Annotated in this window: 17 protein-coding genes; 16 read left to right on the top strand and 1 reads right to left on the bottom strand. The window is 41.2% G+C overall.

Translation table 11 applies throughout. The features are described from left to right. From QAI40_RS08095 to QAI40_RS08040, 12 genes are all read left to right on the top strand, one after another. On the top strand, positions 1 to 197 hold a 197-nt coding region (locus QAI40_RS08095; RefSeq protein ID WP_299980516.1), incomplete at its 5' end, for a histidinol dehydrogenase. Between the two features lie 129 nt (positions 198 to 326). After that, positions 327 to 1370, top strand: a complete 1044-nt coding sequence (locus QAI40_RS08090; RefSeq protein WP_299980514.1) for a TRAP transporter substrate-binding protein — start codon at positions 327 to 329, stop codon at positions 1368 to 1370. A gap of 153 nt (positions 1371 to 1523) precedes the next feature. Beyond that, on the top strand, positions 1524 to 1997 hold the full coding sequence (locus tag QAI40_RS08085) for a TRAP transporter small permease (protein ID WP_299980512.1): 474 nt from the start codon (positions 1524 to 1526) through the stop codon (positions 1995 to 1997). Beyond that, positions 1994 to 3277: a TRAP transporter large permease gene (locus QAI40_RS08080; RefSeq protein ID WP_299980510.1), complete on the top strand. Its 1284-nt coding sequence runs from the start codon at positions 1994 to 1996 to the stop codon at positions 3275 to 3277. The genes QAI40_RS08085 and QAI40_RS08080 overlap by 4 nt, the downstream gene beginning before the upstream one ends. A 1192-nt stretch (positions 3278 to 4469) precedes the next feature. Further along, positions 4470 to 4673, top strand: coding sequence for a type II toxin-antitoxin system VapB family antitoxin (locus QAI40_RS08075; RefSeq protein ID WP_299980508.1), 204 nt, complete (start codon positions 4470 to 4472; stop codon positions 4671 to 4673). Beyond that, positions 4661 to 5041, top strand: coding sequence for a PIN domain-containing protein (locus QAI40_RS08070; protein ID WP_299980506.1), 381 nt, complete (start codon positions 4661 to 4663; stop codon positions 5039 to 5041). The genes QAI40_RS08075 and QAI40_RS08070 overlap by 13 nt, the downstream gene beginning before the upstream one ends. 141 nt (positions 5042 to 5182) lie before the next feature. Next, positions 5183 to 7303, top strand: coding sequence for a Tex family protein (locus tag QAI40_RS08065; protein WP_299980504.1), 2121 nt, complete (start codon positions 5183 to 5185; stop codon positions 7301 to 7303). 136 nt (positions 7304 to 7439) lie between these two features. Then, positions 7440 to 7937, top strand: coding sequence for a thiol peroxidase (gene tpx, locus QAI40_RS08060; RefSeq protein ID WP_299980502.1), 498 nt, complete (start codon positions 7440 to 7442; stop codon positions 7935 to 7937). Positions 7938 to 8152: 215 nt separating this feature from the next. Further along, positions 8153 to 10183: an AsmA family protein gene (locus QAI40_RS08055; protein ID WP_299980500.1), complete on the top strand. Its 2031-nt coding sequence runs from the start codon at positions 8153 to 8155 to the stop codon at positions 10181 to 10183. Positions 10184 to 10204: 21 nt separating this feature from the next. Beyond that, a complete protein-coding gene (locus tag QAI40_RS08050) occupies positions 10205 to 10888 on the top strand; it encodes a DUF4126 domain-containing protein (protein ID WP_299980498.1) in 684 nt (227 codons plus the stop codon). Then, the gene (locus QAI40_RS08045; protein WP_299980496.1) at positions 10869 to 11624 is read left to right on the top strand and encodes a DUF4197 domain-containing protein; all 756 of its coding nucleotides are present in this window, start codon (positions 10869 to 10871) and stop codon (positions 11622 to 11624) included. The genes QAI40_RS08050 and QAI40_RS08045 overlap by 20 nt, the downstream gene beginning before the upstream one ends. Before the next feature lie 48 nt (positions 11625 to 11672). Beyond that, on the top strand, positions 11673 to 13250 hold the full coding sequence (locus QAI40_RS08040; RefSeq protein ID WP_299980494.1) for an MBL fold metallo-hydrolase RNA specificity domain-containing protein: 1578 nt from the start codon (positions 11673 to 11675) through the stop codon (positions 13248 to 13250). A 30-nt stretch (positions 13251 to 13280) separates the two neighbouring features. On the opposite strand, the gene QAI40_RS17185 is transcribed toward QAI40_RS08040, so the two are convergent. Next, complete coding sequence (locus QAI40_RS17185) at positions 13281 to 13436, bottom strand: Txe/YoeB family addiction module toxin (protein ID WP_367278883.1); 156 nt, start codon at positions 13434 to 13436, stop codon at positions 13281 to 13283. 93 nt (positions 13437 to 13529) lie between these two features. Between QAI40_RS17185 and QAI40_RS08035 the strand changes: the two genes are divergently transcribed. The 4 genes from QAI40_RS08035 (at position 13530) to QAI40_RS08020 (ending at position 18312) form a co-directional block, all read left to right on the top strand. Then, the gene (locus tag QAI40_RS08035) at positions 13530 to 14261 is read left to right on the top strand and encodes an acyl-[acyl-carrier-protein] thioesterase (RefSeq protein ID WP_299980492.1); all 732 of its coding nucleotides are present in this window, start codon (positions 13530 to 13532) and stop codon (positions 14259 to 14261) included. Positions 14262 to 14290: 29 nt separating this feature from the next. Next, positions 14291 to 16678: an ATP-binding protein gene (locus QAI40_RS08030; protein WP_299980490.1), complete on the top strand. Its 2388-nt coding sequence runs from the start codon at positions 14291 to 14293 to the stop codon at positions 16676 to 16678. 86 nt (positions 16679 to 16764) lie between these two features. Next, positions 16765 to 17529: an ATP-binding protein gene (locus QAI40_RS08025; protein WP_299980488.1), complete on the top strand. Its 765-nt coding sequence runs from the start codon at positions 16765 to 16767 to the stop codon at positions 17527 to 17529. 15 nt (positions 17530 to 17544) lie between these two features. Then, entirely contained in the window at positions 17545 to 18312 is a 768-nt protein-coding gene (locus QAI40_RS08020; RefSeq protein ID WP_299980486.1) for a class I SAM-dependent methyltransferase, read from the top strand. Positions 18313 to 18314: the final 2 nt, after the last annotated feature.

The raw sequence follows: 18314 nt of genomic DNA, 5'->3' as shown, positions 1-18314 counted from the left end.
CCACCTCCGGGGCGGCCCGATACACTGGCGGACTCTGGGTTGGTATGTACATGAAGGTGCAATCCCATATGGAAACAGATCGGGCCGCTAGCCTGAAATTAGCCCGGTACGCTGAAATCCAGGGCAAATACGAGGGGATGGATGCGCACCGCTATGCCGCAACCATCCGTCTGGAAAAATACTGTGATCAAGACTGAGGGCTAATTTTCATAGCCCTTTATGTATTGTTTAAAATAAAAAATTTTTAGCGATAGATTTAGCTTAGGCAAAAAAAATGCTATTGCTGAATCCTTTTTTCAAAACCCATAATTTTAACAGGAGGCAAAATGCTTACATTTAAAAAAATCCAGAATAACACTTATCTCACCATTTCGATCCTTTTGGTGCTGTGTGCAATCTTCATCGTACCGGTATCAGCCGATGCAAAAAACTATAAATTGAAAATTGGTTGTCTTGAATCACCGAATGGTCCCAACACGCTCGGATGGAAGACCTTTGAACAATATGTTGAATCTGCCAGCAATGGTCAAATCGATGTGGATATTTATCCATCCGGCCAACTCGGGGATTCGGAAAAACTCTTCGAAGGTCTTAAATTAGGCATCCATAAAATGGCCCAGGGAGACGAATCCATCACCGGCGCATACGATCCCATGATGATCTGGTTTACGCCGTATTTATTTTCCAACGAACTTGTCATGAAAAAGTTTTTTGAAAGCGAAACATTTGAAGAACTCAGTGATATGATGGCCAAAGACATGGGTGTCAGGGTCCTGGGTGCCGCCCCTTATGGTTTTTATAATTTCATTAATAAAAAACGTGCCGTCAATCGGATTGAAGATCTCAAAGGTCTGAAATTAAGAACACTTCCAAACAGTCAGCTAACCATCAAAACCTGGGAAGCTTTAGGAGCATCAGCCACACCGGTTTCCTGGGCTGAAATTTACACCGCCATCAAGACCGGCGTTATCCATGGACTTGGCCATACATTGACAATTATGGTGGATCAGAAATATTATGAAGTGGCCAAAAACGTGACACTGGACATGAGCATGGGCTGCGCCAATCTTTACCTGGTTAATGAGCGGTTTTATCAATCACTCCCCCTGGATCTGCAGAAGATTGTCAAGGACGGCTCCCAGATGGCTGCGGCTGCGGAATTCGGCATCGCAACCTACCGCAATCGGGTAGTATCCATCGATATCCTGAAGAAAAACGGTGTGAATGTTATTTCTTTGAGTGCGGATGAAAGAGCCCGATTGAAGAAAGCCTCCCACGACGCTGTAATACCATGGATAAAGGAAAAGGTTGGAGAAGCAATGGCTGCCAAAGCATTTAAAACTATCTCGGAAATCGAAGCCGGCATGTAAGTTTATCGACACCGGGAAAAACTTTAACGAATCAGACATAAACGAATTCAGGTGCGGTGCTCGTTTGCACCGGGTACCGCTACAACTGAAGGTTGGCTTTAAAATGAAAAACTGGAAATTAAAGGCTTCATGGCCCTGGAACAGAGGCCTGTTATGAACAAAATAATCGCAGTGTTCGATCGTTTGATCCGCGGGGTTATCATTAGTGCAACGGCTGGAATAATGGGTATCATTTGCCTGCAGATCTTTTGCCGATTCATCCTAAACAATGCGCTTTCCTGGCCGGAAGAGGCTGCACGGTTTCTGATGGTGTGGGCACTGTTTTTAGCTGCAGTGTACGCCCTGCGATATCGGGAGCATGTCGGGCTTAATTTCTTTGTTGATCGGCTTCCTGCCGGACTGTCAACCGGTTTGGCCATTCTGCTACACCTGTTTATTATTGGATTCCTGGGCGTCATGGTTGTTGGCGGCTGGCAGGAGGCAATAGGTCTTATGTCCCTTAAAACAGGTGCATTGCGCATGTCTCGGGCCATACCCTATTTTATCATCCCCACCAGCGGCGTGCTGTTTATACTCGTATCCATCCGCCTTATCATCGAAGATTTCGAGACATGGAGGGCCAAATGACACTGACAGTCTTAATGGTTTCGTTTATCCTGTTTATTATTTTGGGAATGCCCATAGCCTTTGCCATTGGCATTTCTTCCATGTTTGCCCTCATGACTCAGGATGTCCCCCTGATCCTGATCTCTCATTATATGTTTTCCGGTGTCGATTCTTTTGTGCTCTGCGCCATTCCCATGTTTGTACTGGCCGGAGAAATCATGCTTTATGGTGGGATGACACGGTCTTTAACGGATCTGTCCGATGTCCTGGTGGGTAAAATCAGAGGCGGGCTCGGTCACACCAACATTCTGGCTAGTATCTTTTTTGCCGGTATCACCGGTTCGGCCACGGCTGATACTACGGCCATAGGTTCCATCCTTATTCCTGCCATGTCCGGGAAAGGCTACAGCCGGGCATACAGTACGGCGATCACCATCGCTTCGTCTGTGATAGGCCCCATAATTCCTCCCAGCCTGACATTCGTAATATATGCCCTTGCCGTGGGCAATGTCTCCATTGGGGGATTATTCTTAGCCGGCATCGTACCCGGCATTCTCACCGGCATCGGGTTGATGGTGATCAACTATATCATCAGCACCAAACGCAATTACGAAAAACGGACCGAGGCATATTCCTGGGGAGAAATCTTAAAAATTGTTCGGCAAAGCGCTGTTGTTCTGGTCATGCCCCTTTTAATCGTAATCGGCGTAATTAGCGGTGCTTATACCGCAACCGAATCAGCTGCCGCAGCTTCGGCATATGCGATTGTCGTGTCTTTGGTATTTTTTCGAACCTTGAAATTCACCGACTTTGGAAAAATATTTTTTAATAGTGCCAAAGTCAGTTCCATCATGTTTCTATTGCTAGCCACAAGCAATCTATTTAGCTATGTTTTGGCCACGGAAAATGTTCCCACACTAATGGCTGAGACCCTGCATAGTATGACCAATAATCCGATCGTGTTTTTGTTTCTTCTCAATATCATGCTCTTGCTGATCGGTTGTGTGCTTGATCTCTTCCCTGCCATTTTCATCTTTGCACCTATTTTCGCACCGGTGGCTGCTTCCTATGGTATTTCACCTCTCCACTTCGGGCTGATCTTCTGCGTGAATCTTCTAGTCGGCCTTAACACACCGCCGGTTGGTTCTGGCCTGTTTATCGGTGCTGCCATTGGTAATGTGAAACTTGAAGAATTGATCAGAGAAGTCACCCCGTTTATCATCATGGAATTTATCATTCTATTATGCATCACTTACATACCTGCCATAACGATGATTATTCCAAAATTGGCCGGTTTCTAAACTGAGAAATGGCGTAAGTTGGTAATACTTGAAGAGGCATTTGCAAAAGAACAACCATTGGGGCTGTGGAGGAGTGTAAAAAAATTTCTGTAAATTCTTTTTTATTTATAAAATCACAAGACATGGATACTGGGGTTAAAAAAGTTGGGCCTTATTTTTTTTGGAATCGATTCGGTATAAATTAACTGAAAAAGGATAGGTGATGCAACTGTTTGCTTAATAAGCAAACGAGTGGTGATGGTATCATCAGTGACTGCTAATATCTTTTAAAACGGAAATGACTGGAGAAAGAAATGCTGAGGATTCAGGGCCTACCATTAGGTGAGTCTCAAAACTTCAAGCCCTACTTTTTTGACATTTCAAGAGTCAAAGATAACTTGCATCAATGTGGATGCTCAAGGAGCTAATGTATTCGAATGATATCTATGAGACAAATAAGTAATTCCAAGGCGCACCTTAATGGTATAATTAGAGACGAGCAATATTTCTAATACGGCGACAACTTTCAAAAGAAAGACTCATTGGTTCTGAATTGGATGGCAGTGCCGATTATAACGTGCATGGTTCGCTTTTCTCAAAAAATATGCCCCACAAGATCTGGTATTTAAATTTTTCTTTCAACCATAAAATTTATTTTCAAATTTCGGATTTAAAAGTTTGATTTTGCCAGGCTTAAAATATTATTTTTAGAGAGGACTACTTGCAAAACAGGTTCAGATTTTTAGCAGAATGAGCACCCAACACTTTCCTCTGTTAGTCCTCTTTTTTATTCAAAAACAATCAACCACTGATCAACGACAATATATTGTACCTTGTATTTTTTTTAAAATGGGGCGGGATCTGCGGGATCAGGCGGGGTAAACTCGCAACAAAAAAAACTCGCTACATAATTGGAGATAGAGATTCCAGGAGATTCGACGTCATTAATTTCTATAAATCATTCTCAGAACTTTTCCAAACCACAATGTTCCCTGTACCGAATAACAGAAATCCATTGTTCTCGCCTTCAGGATCGCAAACGTCATTAAAGCCGAATATATTATTTTTTCGTCTAAAAGCTCAGACAAATAAAAATTCGTTCTATTTAGCCAAAATGCCAAGATTGGCATTTTGGCTAAATAAATGGTCTCATTATTATTGACTTGACATCATATGCACAAAATACTAAATTTATGCATACGGAGGTACCATTATGAGAACTACATTAGATTTGCCGGAAAATTTATTGATTGAGGCGATGAAAGCAACACATATCAAAACAAAAACTAAAGTGATTATTATCGCTTTAGAAGAATTAATTCGAAAAAATCGAATCGCTGGTTTGAAAAAATTTAAGGGCAAGGTTGATCTCGATATCGATATGAACCAATTGCGGGACAGAGAATGCCGGTCTTAGTGGATAGCTCTATCTGGATTGACTATTTCAGGGGAGATAAAAACTCAGATAAATTGGAATATTTTATCGATGAAAACATATTGGTTATTAATGATTTAATCCTTACGGAGTTAATACCTTTTTTAAAAATTAAACAACAACGAAAAATAATCAATCTTTTAAACGCCATAGATAAACTTGAGTTGAATATCAATTGGGGTCAACTCATTGATTATCAACACAAATGCTTGAAAAAAGGTATAAATGGCGTTGGAATCCCCGACCTGATAATTGCACAAAACGCTATTCAAAATCAGTGCGAACTCTACACGCTTGATAATCATTTTAAGATGATTCAACAATCCATTAATCTTAAACTGATTAATTGAAAAAAGGAAACACTTTCATGCAAATCACAATAAGGAAGTTGGACGAAAAGACAACTTGTAAGGATTACTTACAAGTTCAAAAGAGATATTTGAACAGGCGGGAAACTTTAAAAATAAAGGGTTGGATTATAGAGTGTACTTATGAAAATAATTGATAGTATAAGCTTGGAAATGAATTTAGAAACAGCTCGGGTTTCAGCAGTTGCGCAATTGCTGGAACAGGGTGCCACCATTCCTTTTATAGCCCGGTATCGAAAAGAAAAGACGGGATCTCTTGATGAAGTCGTTATTGCGGCCATTCGAGACAGAATAGAACAATTGAATGCGCTGAATGATAGGAAAGAGGCAATACTTAAGTCTTTAAAGGAACGTGAACTTCTAACACAAACCTTATTGACAGACATTCAAAATGCCAATTCAATGATTGATCTTGAGGATTATTATGAAAAATATCGACCCAGGAAAACAACCCGGGCGCAAATGGCAAAAGAAAAAGGTCTGGAATCTCTTGCTGTATTTATTTTGAATCAATCGAATCAGGATCCTTTGATTGAAGCAAAAAAATATCTGTCATCCCAAAATGAAGTTGAATCTGTTGCAGATGCCTTATCCGGTGCCAGGGATATTGTTGCGGAAATTATCAATGAAGATGTGCAAATCAGGGCCAGTATCAGGGAGTTGTTTTTGAAAACCGGGCAAATTCAATCCAAGGTAAAAAAGGGAAAAGAAGAGGATGGCATAAAATTCAAGGATTACTTTGACTGGGCGGAAATTGCCTGCAAAGCACCTTCCCACAGGATACTGGCCATGCTCAGGGGACAAAAAGAGTCTGTCCTTTCCGTGCATGTCCTGCCCGGGGAAGAAAATGCCTTAGGCCTGATTGAAAGAAAATATATAAAAAATCAGTCCATGTCAGCACTGGAAATTATAATAGCCATAAAAGACAGTTATAAAAGACTTTTATCCAAATCCATTGAAAAAGAATATATTCATCAATTAAAATCAAAGGCAGATGAAACTGCTATCAATATTTTTGCCGGGAATTTAAAGGAACTTTTGCTGTCTGCCCCCATGGGCCAGAAAAGAATCCTTGCCATTGATCCCGGGTTTAGGACAGGATGTAAGGTGGTCTGTCTTGATGCACAGGGACAGCTTTTGCACCATGATTTGATCTTTCCCCATCACAACAATGATGAAAAAGCAAAAAAGATTGTGTTAAATCTCGTGAAAAAATACAAGATTGAGGCCATTGCCATTGGTAATGGAACGGCAGGACGGGAGACGGAGGCATTTGTAAAGGGACTGGATCTGGACAGCAATATTCATATCGTCATGGTGGATGAGAGCGGGGCTTCCATTTATTCGGCATCAAAACTTGCCAGAGAAGAATTCCCTGATCACGATATCACGGTCAGAGGTGCTGTTTCCATCGGCAGGAGGCTTTTGGACCCATTGGCTGAACTTGTAAAGCTGGACCCAAAATCCATTGGTGTGGGCCAGTATCAGCATGATGTGGATCAAAAATTATTGAGAAAATCCCTGGACGATGTGGTGGTATCCTGTGTGAACCAGGTCGGGGTTGAAGCCAACACAGCCAGCCGGGAATTACTTTGTCGGGTATCCGGCCTGAATGATACCATTGCTGTAAATATGATCCTGTTTCGTAATGAAAACGGTCCGTTCAGATCAAGAAAAAATTTTTTAAAGGTACCAAGACTTGGGCCAAAGGCATTTGAGCAGGCTGCCGGGTTTTTAAGAATTCATAATGCAACGCTTGCCCTGGACAAAAGCGGTATTCATCCTGAATCCTATCAAGTTGTTAAGAGGATGGCAAAAGATGGTGGTCTTGGCATTGAAGAGCTTGTGATGAATGCAGAAGAAATCAGCAGAATTGATCTGAATCGGTACGTTACCGACACCATTGGTATGCCGACCCTTAAAGATATTGTAAAAGAACTGGCAAGCCCTGGCCGTGATCCCAGAAAAGAGTTCCAGGCATTTTCCTTTGACGATACCATCCATGATATCAAGGATCTTGTGCCGGGAATGAAAGCACCGGGTATTGTGACAAATGTTACTGCCTTTGGTGCTTTTGTAGATATCGGTGTTCATCAGGACGGTCTTGTTCATATCAGCCAGATGGCAGATCGCTTTGTTAAAGATCCCAATGAAATTGTTACCGTCCGGCAGGCTGTTATCGTAACAATTCTCGAAGTAGATGTGAAAAGAAAAAGAATTTCTCTTTCCATGAAGGAAAAGTAAGGGCAGTTTTATCTTTTTAAAGTCCATCTTGAAAAAAGTTGATCAAGTCATTACAATTATAAAAAACTAAAATTAGTGAGATTGAAAAGGAGTGACTTTTAAACCTAAAGTATTTTTTATAAAAAGGAGATATCCAATGGCCACAACTAAATTAGCAGGAAACCTTGTCCAACTGGCAGGTGAATTTCCAGGTAAAGAAAAAAGTGTAAAAAACTTTACAGCAGTCAAGCAGGATCTATCCGAGTTTTCCCTGGAGGATTTTTCCGGGAAAAGAAAAGTTTTAAATATTTTTCCCAGCATTGATACAGATGTTTGCGCAACATCTGTCAGAACATTTAATAAAAAAGCAGCAGAACTTGAAAATACGTTAGTGATATGCCTTTCCTTTGACTTGCCCTTTGCCCACAAAAGGTTCTGCGGTGCAGAAGGGATAGAAAATGTTGTAACGGGTTCGCTATTTCGTAACCCTGATTTCGCAAAAGATTATGGTCTTTTGATTGAAGATGGTCCATTAAGGGGTTTAACTGCAAGAGCAGTTATTGTTCTGGATGAGAGCAACATAGTTTTGCATGCCGAGCTGGTGGATGATATTACCCACGAACCTGATTATAGCGCGGCACTTGCAGCCGTATAATCAAAAGAAATTAAAAGCTGTTTTTTAACTCAGACAGACTTGGTTTTGATATTTATCAGAGATTTTTGTACGGACTAATTTTGAGTTTGACCTTGACTATATATAGCATCAGAAGTAATAAAAACTATCCGGCCTCATTTTTTTTGTCTGGAAATTATAGCGCTTCGTGATCGTAAAATATTTTAAATATTAATCATAATATTTGGAGGGATCCCATGAAAAGTATATTCAAATGGTTTTTCATCATTGGTGGTGTTTTCTTAGTTCTTATTATTGCAGCCGTTATTATTATCCCTCAATTTATTGATGTTAAAAAGTATAAACCCATGATCGAACAAAAAGTCGTGGAAGCTACAGGCCGCTCTTTTACCCTTGGTGACGATATAGATGTATCTGTCTTCCCCTGGGTGGGTGTGAAACTGACAGATCTTCAATTAGGTAATCCTGTTGGATATAATGAAAAAAGCATGGTATCTGTGAAGAATTTTGAGGTCAGGCTCAAGGTGATGCCGCTTTTGTCAAAGCGAATAGAAGTTAAAACATTTGTTCTGGAAGGCCCTGTGATTTATCTGGAAAAATTAAAAAATGGTAAAGCCAACTGGCAGGGGATTGGTGCGAAACAAGAGAAGAAAGCTGTTGCGGAAAAGAAGACAGAAAAACCCTCTTCTGAAAAGGGTCTGCCCATTGCAGCTTTGCAGGTAGATAATTTTTCCATTACAAACGGCCAATTGATTTATGTCGATCAGGGAGCAGATGTTAAAAAAGAAATATCAGATCTGAATCTGACTTTAGAGAATATCAGTCTTGAAAATCCTATCGGAATCTCATTTGCTGCCATGATTGACGGGAAGCCGGTTTCCCTTAAAGGTACGGCCGGCCCCATTGGGAAGGAACCGGGTAAAGGCACAATGGCAATTGATGTTGTTGTAAAAGCTTTGGAAGAACTGGAAATAACATTAAAGGGTAATATTATCGATTCTTTGACAAGCCAGGCATTTGACCTTGAACTTGCCATATCTTCCTTTTCACCCAGAAAACTTCTGGCAGCCCTGGATCAAAGCTTTCCTGTTCAAACAAAAGATCCCAAAGCATTGGATGCAGTGTCTTTAAAAGCACGGCTAAAAGGGAACCCTGCCAGTGTGTCCCTGTCCGAAGGAGAGATCCAGCTGGATGATTCAAAGTTGATATTTTCAGCTTCAGCAAAAGAGTTTTTAAAACCCAACCTGAAGTTTGATCTCCAATTGGATGAGATCGATCTTGACCGGTATCTGCCGGAACCCCCGGCAAAGGAAGAAACGTCTGGGGCAGGTGGCACTGCACCATCAAAAAAAGCTGAATCTGCTGAGTCGTCAAAGAAAAAAACAGATTATGGTCCTTTAAGAAAATTGATTCTGGATGGAAAAGTTAAGGTTGGGAAATTAAAGGCCCATGGCGCAATCATTGAAAATGTTGATGTCCATATCCTGGCAAAAAACGGCATTATCACCATAGATCCGTTAGGCTTGAACCTTTACCAGGGAAGTGTTGCATCAAAGGTTGAGCTTAATGTTCAAAAAAGCAATCCAAGGACAAAGGTGACAATTGATGCCAAAGGAATTCAGGCAGGACCTTTAATGAAAGATGCCCTGCAAAAAGAATTGATTGAGGGAACACTGAAAACCAATATAGAGCTTTCAATGACTGGTGAAACGCCTGATATGATTAAGCAGACATTGACCGGCAAAGGAGAGGTCTTTTTTATTGATGGTGCAATTATCGGCATCGATCTTGCCAATGTGGTGCGAAATGTTAAATCCAGTTTTGGAATGGGAGAGCAGCTGGCAGAAAAGCCGAGAACGGATTTTGCAGAATTGAAGATTCCTTTTACGGCAAAGAATGGTCTGGTCAATACAAACGGGGCCAGTCTGATTTCTCCTTTGATCCGGGTGCTTGTAACCGGAAAGATCAATCTTGTAAAAGAGTTGCTTGATTTAAGGGTAGAACCTAAATTTGTTGCCACCCTGAAAGGCCAGGGGGACACCGAACAGAGATCGGGTCTGATGGTACCTGTTCTGATAACAGGATCTTTTTCTGATCCTAAAATTCGACCTGATCTGAAAGGAATGCTCGGTAGCGGCGTTACGCCGGATGCAGAAGGATTAAAGCAAATATTGGGTACAGAAGAAGGCCAGAAAGAAAAAGTTGAATCTGTTAAGGAAGATGTTAAAAAGCAGATTAAAAGCCTATTCCAGGGCTTGACTAACTAAAAGAGAATTTATTTATAACTTATGGACGATTTTAATCAGATTATAGAAACTATTTCATTGACCATGGGAGCCGCCTGGGGCAGTGGCATTAATTTGTATGCCACTATTCTGGTCTTAGGATTTTTGGGAATGACGGACAATATTGTCCTGCCTCAAAGCCTTGAAATATTAATGAATCCCTTGGTAATCGGGGCAGCAGGGGTGATGTATTTTGTTGAATTCATTGCCGATAAGATCCCGGGAGTTGATACGGGATGGGATACCCTGCACACCTTTGTGAGAATCCCGGCAGGAGTTCTTCTGGCTGCAGGCGCAGTGGGTGATGTGAATCCGGCTGTTGCAGTTGCGGCGGGAATTTTAGGGGGAGGGCTTTCCGCCAGCACCCATGCAGCCAAATCCGGCACTCGCCTGTTGATTAATACTTCTCCCGAGCCGGTATCCAACTGGACCGCCTCTGTTCTTGAAGATGTGGCAGTGATCACAGGGGTGTGGGCAGCTCTTGTTCACCCCTGGGTGTTTTTGGTGATATTGATTCTGTTTATTTTTTTAATGATATGGTTTTTACCCAGATTGTGGGGTGCCATTAAAAAGTTTTTTGCGTTTCTGGGCAGAATTTTTGGCGTGAAAAATAAACATAGGGATTTAGAGTTGGGTAGCAGCGGCGATTTGATAACGGAGGAAGAAAATGAGAAACATAAACACTAAATGTTTATGGATGATGCAAGTGGTTATCGTGGCCGCAATGATGTTATCGGCACAGGCTTTTGCCGGTAATTCATGGCTGAATAAGGGCAGTGAGATTTTAAAGTCATTTGGACCGGGCGATAAAGCAAGTGAACTGACGATTGAAGAAATCGGAGCCGGGCTTAAAGAAGCTCTTAAGGTTGGCTCACAAAATGTTGTAAATCAATTGGGGGCAACAGACGGATTTAACACAGATTCAAATATCCACATTCCTTTGCCGGCAAACCTTAATACAGTAAAATCCATGCTGGACAAGGTGGGGATGTCCTATCTTTTTGAGAATCTTGAATTAAAGTTGAATAGGGCCGCAGAGGCTGCAACGCCAAAGGCAAAACAATTATTTTACAATGCCATTTCCCAGATGACTTTTCAGGATGTGAAAGAGATCTATAACGGGCCCGATGATGCTGCTACCCAATATTTTAAAGGGAAGATGTCACCGGATCTTGCCCGGGAAATGAAGCCCGTGATAGAGGACAGCCTGTCCGAAGTGGGCGCGGTAAGGGCCTATGATAATATGATGAAAGAATACAAATCTATTCCATTTGTGCCGGATGTAAAATCTGATCTCACCGATCATGTGATTGAAAAAGGAATGGACGGCATATTTTATTATATGGCAAAAGAAGAGGCTGCCATCCGGCAGAATCCTGCCAAGCGAACAACTGAACTTTTGAGAAAAGTTTTCAATAAATAGAGATTCAAAAAATTCTTGTTAACCCTACAACAATAATTGAGGTATTTTATGGATGTGACATTCTATGGTGCGGCAGGTGAAGTGACAGGATCAATGCATCTTCTGACTACAGACACGGACCGGATTCTGTTTGATTGTGGCATGTTCCAGGGCAGGCGGAAAGAAAGTAAAGAAAAAAATAAAACCTTTCCCATAGACAGGGGCCAGATCACCAACATGATTCTATCCCATGCCCATATCGATCACTCCGGCCGTATCCCCGTTCTGACAAGCAAGGATTTTTCAGGCCGTGTGGTGACGACCCGACCCACGGCAGATGCCCTGGATTATATGCTGATGGACAGCGGTCATATCCAGGAATCAGATGCACAATATTTAAATTATAAATCACTCAGATCCTTTTTGCGTCAATTGGAACAAAATAATGTAAAACAGAAGGTCTCTAATAAGGAAAGAAATGACATAAAAAAAATGTTGAAAAAGAACGCTCATGAACTCAATATCGAAATCATTCATAAGCTTCAAAAACAACATGAACTTGATATAGTCACGCCACTTTATACCATGGACGAAGCAAAACAGGCCCTTGGGTTTATTGACGGGTATCCTTTTCATTATCCTATAACCATTGGCAAAGACACCACTGTAAAATTTTATGTGGCAGGCCATATTCTTGGATCTGCTTTTTCAGTGGTGACCATCAAAAGAAATGATAAAACCACCCGGATTCTGTATACCGGAGATGTAGGACGGTTTGGAAAACCGATATTAAAAGATCCGACCCTGATATTTGATGAAGAAGACAGGGATATTGATCTGTTCATTACAGAAAGTACCTATGGCGACAGGGAGCATGAGCCGGTTGAAGATCTGGGATCAAGCCTGCAAAAGGTTCTGAACGATACATTTGAAAGAGGCGGCTCTGTGATTATTCCGTCTTTTGCTTTCGGCAGAACCCAGGAACTGATTTATATCCTTCATGAGCTTTATGACAAGGGAGAGGTGCCAAGATATCCCGTATATGTTGACAGCCCGCTTGCATCCAATATTACCAAGGTATTTGGCGAGCACCCGGAAGTATATGATAAGGAAACCCATGAAACTTTTCTTGAAAAGGGGAAAAATCCGTTTCATTTCGATAAAATCAAATTTGTTCAGACAGTACAGGAATCCATGCAGCTAACCCAGGACAGTTCATCCCATGTGGTGATATCTGCTTCGGGAATGTGTGAAGCCGGAAGGATACTGCATCACCTTAGATATAAGATCCATAACCCGAAAAATACCATTCTGCTTGTGGGGTATATGGCCGAAAATACTTTGGGCAGACGGATTCAGGAACTGGGTGCTGAAAGTGCTGAATCAGGAAATAAAGGCGAACCGCCTGAAATAAAAATACTAGGCAAAAACTATCCCCTGCTTGCAAAAGTTGAAAAAATAGGCGGATTCAGTGCCCATGGAGATAAGCATGAACTGGAAAGAATTATTACAGGGTCAAATCTTCGAATAAAAAAAATTGGTATCGTCCATGGGGAAGAAGCTCAAAGTGCTGCATTTGCAAAGCATCTTCAAGAAAAAGGGTATGAAACAATTATCCCTAAACCCGGCGATAAGATAGCCTTTTAAATTTTGCCATAAAAGATGGAGTATGCAAATTTAATAGTGATATCTAAGCTGAGCAATTAGGATGGAGTTATTTTCAATTTTATAGACGATCCGATGCTCGTTATTTATCCTTCTTGACCAATATCCGGAAAAGTTGTGTTTAAGTGGCTCCGGTTTGCCAAGGCCTTCAAATTTATTCTTTTGAATATTTCAAATAGTTTTCACAAAAGTCTTTATTTTATACGGTTTTAATTTTAATTAATTGTTTAAACTATGCTGCTTTAAAAAAAAAGGTAAAAAATGAAGATAGAAAAACACCATAAAATAGGTTTTTTTGATATAGATCATCAATTTAAATTGAGAGTTCAGTCTGTTGCCCGATTTTTTCAGGAAATGGCAGTTTTTCATTCAACAGGGATTGGAGCCGGCCCGGATGTGTTGTTTGAAAAAGGTGTTGTCTGGTTTTTAAATCGTCTGGAAATCGAGTTTTTCCGTTACCCCATGCTGGGGGAGGATATTAAAATTACAACATGGTCAAGAGGGTTTAATGGGTATAAAGGATTCAGGGAGTATCATATACAATCATCTCTGGGGGATATTGCCAGGGGATCAAGCGTCTGGCTTTTTTTTGATGTCAAACGAAAGCGGATCTCAAAAGTGCCGGGTGAAATTTCCAGGCTTTATGAGATTGAAAAAGAGAAATGGTTTGATAAGGAAATTGATGACTGGAAGACCTGCGGGAGAATTAAGCCGGAACAGGAGACGGACATCAGTCTGCGGTATTCGGATTTTGATGTGAACGGGCATGTGAATAATACCATATACCTGGGATTTCTGGAAACCTTGTATCATAAAACGATAAACAGAAATGGAAGGCCGATCAAGAATATTAAAATCAGGTTTTCCCGTGAAATCGGCAAAGCAAAAGAAAGTATTCGAACAGGCTGGCGCAGGAATAATGGTGTATACCAATGCAATATATTTGATGATTCGACATTATATGCTGACGCCCATATAATTCCCATGGATTGAGACTAAGAAATATAGCAGAGGAGGCAGAAATGGGGCAAAGATTTAAGGTGTCTATAAAAGAGTTGAGTAAAAAATATCCTTCCGGTCTGTTTGATTTTAAGGATACATCTGAACTGGATCCTTTAGACAGCATTATCGGTCAAAAACGGGCTGTTGAAGCCATTGATTTTGGATTGAACATGAAGGGTTCGGAGTATAATATTTTTGTTACAGGCCTGGAAGGCACCGGCAAATCGACCATTATCAGAAAACTTCTTGTTGAACATGCCAAAAACTATGAAACCTCGGAAGATCTTTGTCTGGTCAATAATTTTGACGATGAGTATTGCCCGGTTGTAATTGAAATGCCGGCAGGATCAGCAGTCTATTTCAGCAGAAGCATGATTCAGTTTATCGAAGTGATAAAGACAGAGATACCCGGATTCTTTGAAATACCCTCTTTTCTGGAAGAACAAAATATTATTTATAAAGAAACTTCAAGCAGGCAAAAAGAGTTATCCGACGATGTTGAACAGCTTGCTGAAAGTACAGGTTTTTCAATTATAAGTACAGAAGAAGGTTATCAGGTTGTTCCGGTCAGTGATGGGCAGCCTGTATCCCAGGAAGCATACCAGTCCCTGGATGAGGCAACCCGTCAAGAGATGGATGAAAATAGGGTTCAGATAGAAGAGATGCTTGATGAATCCCTTCTTGAAATAAATAAACTCGGGGAGGAAATGAAAGCCGTATTAAAGGCGCTTGTGGCTTCAAAAACAGAGCAGCTTATTTCAGAGCAGATTGATCCTGTAAGATATTATTTCAGGGATTGCAAAGATATTCAAATATATCTGAAAAATGTCAAGGAAGATATTATTGATAATATTGCTACATTCCTTGGGGTTAAAGGATCAAAGGATGCAGAAGGCAAGAAATTTTTGGAAATGGCAGGATCTCTTGTGAAAAGATATCAGGTTAATGTACTGGTGGATCGAAGACAGGAAAAAGGAGCACCCGTCATATTTGAATCAAACCCAAGTTTTCATAATCTTTTTGGAAAAATTGAAAAAAAACCGGTTATGGGATCATTTGAGACGGATTTTACAATGGTTCAGGCCGGTTCCCTGTTGAAGGCCAATAAGGGCTATCTGGTCATTAATATTGAACCGCTTTTAATGAATCTCCCGGTGTGGGAATCTTTAAAAAGAACACTACAGGGCTCAATGCTTCAGATTGAAGATACGCCCGGCCAGGCAGATTACAGCATGCCCTCATTAAAACCGGCTCCCATACCATTGAATGTTAAGGTGATTCTTGTTGGCGGGTATGAGCCTTTCAGGATTTTACAGAGTGCGGATTCCAAATTTAACAAAATATTTAAGGTCAGGGCGGATTTTGATTATGAAGCAGAACTGACAGATGAGAATGGTTACAATTATGCCAGGTTTATTGCCCGTGTCTGTAAAAAAGAAAACCTGTTAAGTTTTACCCCGGATGGTGTGTGGGCTGTGATTGGATATGGGAACAGGATAGTCTCTAATCAGAAAAAACTCTCCCTCAGATTTGGTCAGATCCTCGGGATATTGAAAGAAGCGGATTATTGGGCGAAAAAAGAAGATGCTCTTGTGATTTCGCAAGAATATGTGATTCAGGCGGTCAATCAACACAGGTTCCGGCATAATCTTTACGAAGAAAAAGTATCGGAGCAATTTGATGATCAGACGGTTCTGATCGATGTGAAAGGAAAGGTAACAGGCCAGGTAAATGCGCTTGCTGTCTATGATATGGGTGAAATTGCCTTTGGAAGACCCACAAGGATTACAGCAGAATCCTATATGGGAACCCCCGGAATCATCAATGTTGAACATGAGTCTGATCTTTCGGGTCAGACCCATGATAAAGGGGTGATGATCATCTCCGGCTATCTTGGCAGAATGTTCGCTCAAAATTATCCCTTAAGTGTGAGTATCAGTATTACATTTGAACAAAGTTACGATGGTGTTGACGGTGACAGCGCCTCTTCTACGGAGTTGTATGCAGTCCTTTCCAGTCTGTGTGGCATTCCTATCTGCCAGGAAATCGCCGTGACAGGGTCTGTGAATCAAAAGGGTGAAATTCAGGCCATTGGCGGCGTGAATGAAAAGATAGAAGGATTCTATGATATCTGTGTAAAAAAAGGACTCACTAAAAGCCAGGGAGTCATGATTCCATTTTCAAATGTAAAAAATCTTGTTTTAAGAAAAGATGTCGTTCAAGCTATCGAGCAAAAATTATTTCATCTTTACAAGGTCAGAACCATTGAAGAGGGGATCAAAGTTCTTACCGGTGTCAAGGCAGGTGAGCCTGATTTAAACTCTCGTTATCCGGAAGATACAGTCTTTGGAAAAGTTCAGGAAACGCTAAAGAAATATCATGAGCTGTCCATGCAATATGCAAAATAAATGACTGTATCTTTGATTGTTTGCTTTTTTAAAAGATTGCGTTATGTTATTGAAACATGAATTTAATATAGACGTTTGGAGTGAATATGAGCAAAGTAATCGCAATGGCTGGCAAGGGTGGAGTTGGAAAAACAACAGTTTCGGCACTTTTGACCCGATATTTTACAAAACATCAGAATGATCCCCTTCTTGCAATTGATGCGGATCCGAACAGCAACCTGGGTGAAACCCTTGGATTGAATATTGAAAAAACAGTGGGTGACATCCGTGAAAATTTTATGAAAGATCCACAGGGTGTCCCCTCAGGCATGGATAAAATATTATATCTTGAAATGCTCATGAACCAGGTGTTGATTGAGCAGCCTGCCTTTGATCTTCTGGTCATGGGCCGTCAGGAAGGCCAGGGATGTTATTGCATGGTCAATAATATTCTTAACCGGTTTGCCGACGAACTGGAAGGCAATTATAAATATCTTCTTGTGGATAATGAAGCCGGGATGGAGCATTTAAGCCGCAGAACCAGTGGTAAGGTGGATATTCTGATAATGGTTACCGACTATGCCTTAAGGGGGCTTCGAGCTGTTGGAAGAATCAATGAAATGCTGGATGATCTTAAACTGGATGTAAAACATAAGGGTCTGATTGTTAACCGGGCACCTGAAACATTGAACAAAGCATTCCTGGATGAGGCCGAAACCATTGGTGTCCCCATCCTCTGCACCATACCGGATGACAAGAACCTTCTTGAGTTTGATATGGAAAGGCGGTCGCTTCTTGAACTGGAAGATGACTCTCCGGCAGTTGTCGCCATCAAGGAAATGATGGAAAAGGTCAAAGAAATTATTGATTAAGTTGATGGATTAATTATGGGGTATGTATTTGATTTTAAAGAGGCAGGATCATATGATGCCTGGTTTGACCAGGCCAAAAATAAGTATTGCCTGGATCTTGAAATCAAATTGATGATGGATTTTTTGTCCCCTGAAAAAGGACAGCGAATTCTTGATATCGGCTGCGGCACTGGTATCAGCCTGGAACCATTACTGGATAAGGGATTAAATCTGACCGGGTTGGACCCTTCTCCATATATGCTGGACCGGGCATCAAACAGGCTTGGAAATCAGGTGGATCTTCACCGGGGTGTGGCTGAGGATCTCCCATTTGATGACAATGCATTTGATTGTGCTTTTTTTTTCACAAGCCTTGAATTTACGGACAGACCTGCCAAAGCCATTGAAGAAGCCTGCAGGGTTGCAAAGGATACGGTTGTCCTCTGTGTCCTGAACCGATATGCACCATTAAACATGATCCGCCGGTTTAAAAGTTTTTTTGTGCCCAATATTTATGCCCACGCTCATTTTTTCAGCATCTGGGAGCTCAAACAGATTTTGTTTGCCATTCTTGGAAATGTTCCTGTAAGATGGAAGACAACCTTGCAATTTCCTTTTACCTACGGACAGATAGCCGCTTTTGTTGAAAATACTAAAATCGTTCAAAAATCATTTTTTGGAACTCTCATTGGCATGAGGATTAAGCCGGTGCCAAAATTCAGGACCCAGCCCCTGATGCTGAAGATAAAAAAGCCAAAAGCCTATAGCCCTGCGACAGGACTGGCCACACGAATGAGACCATAAAC

The sequence above is a fragment of the Desulfobacula sp. genome, assembly GCF_030611305.1.
Lineage (GTDB): Bacteria > Desulfobacterota > Desulfobacteria > Desulfobacterales > Desulfobacteraceae > Desulfobacula.
The sequence above is the reverse complement of the archived record's forward strand: the minus strand, read 5'-3'. Positions and strand labels throughout refer to the sequence as shown.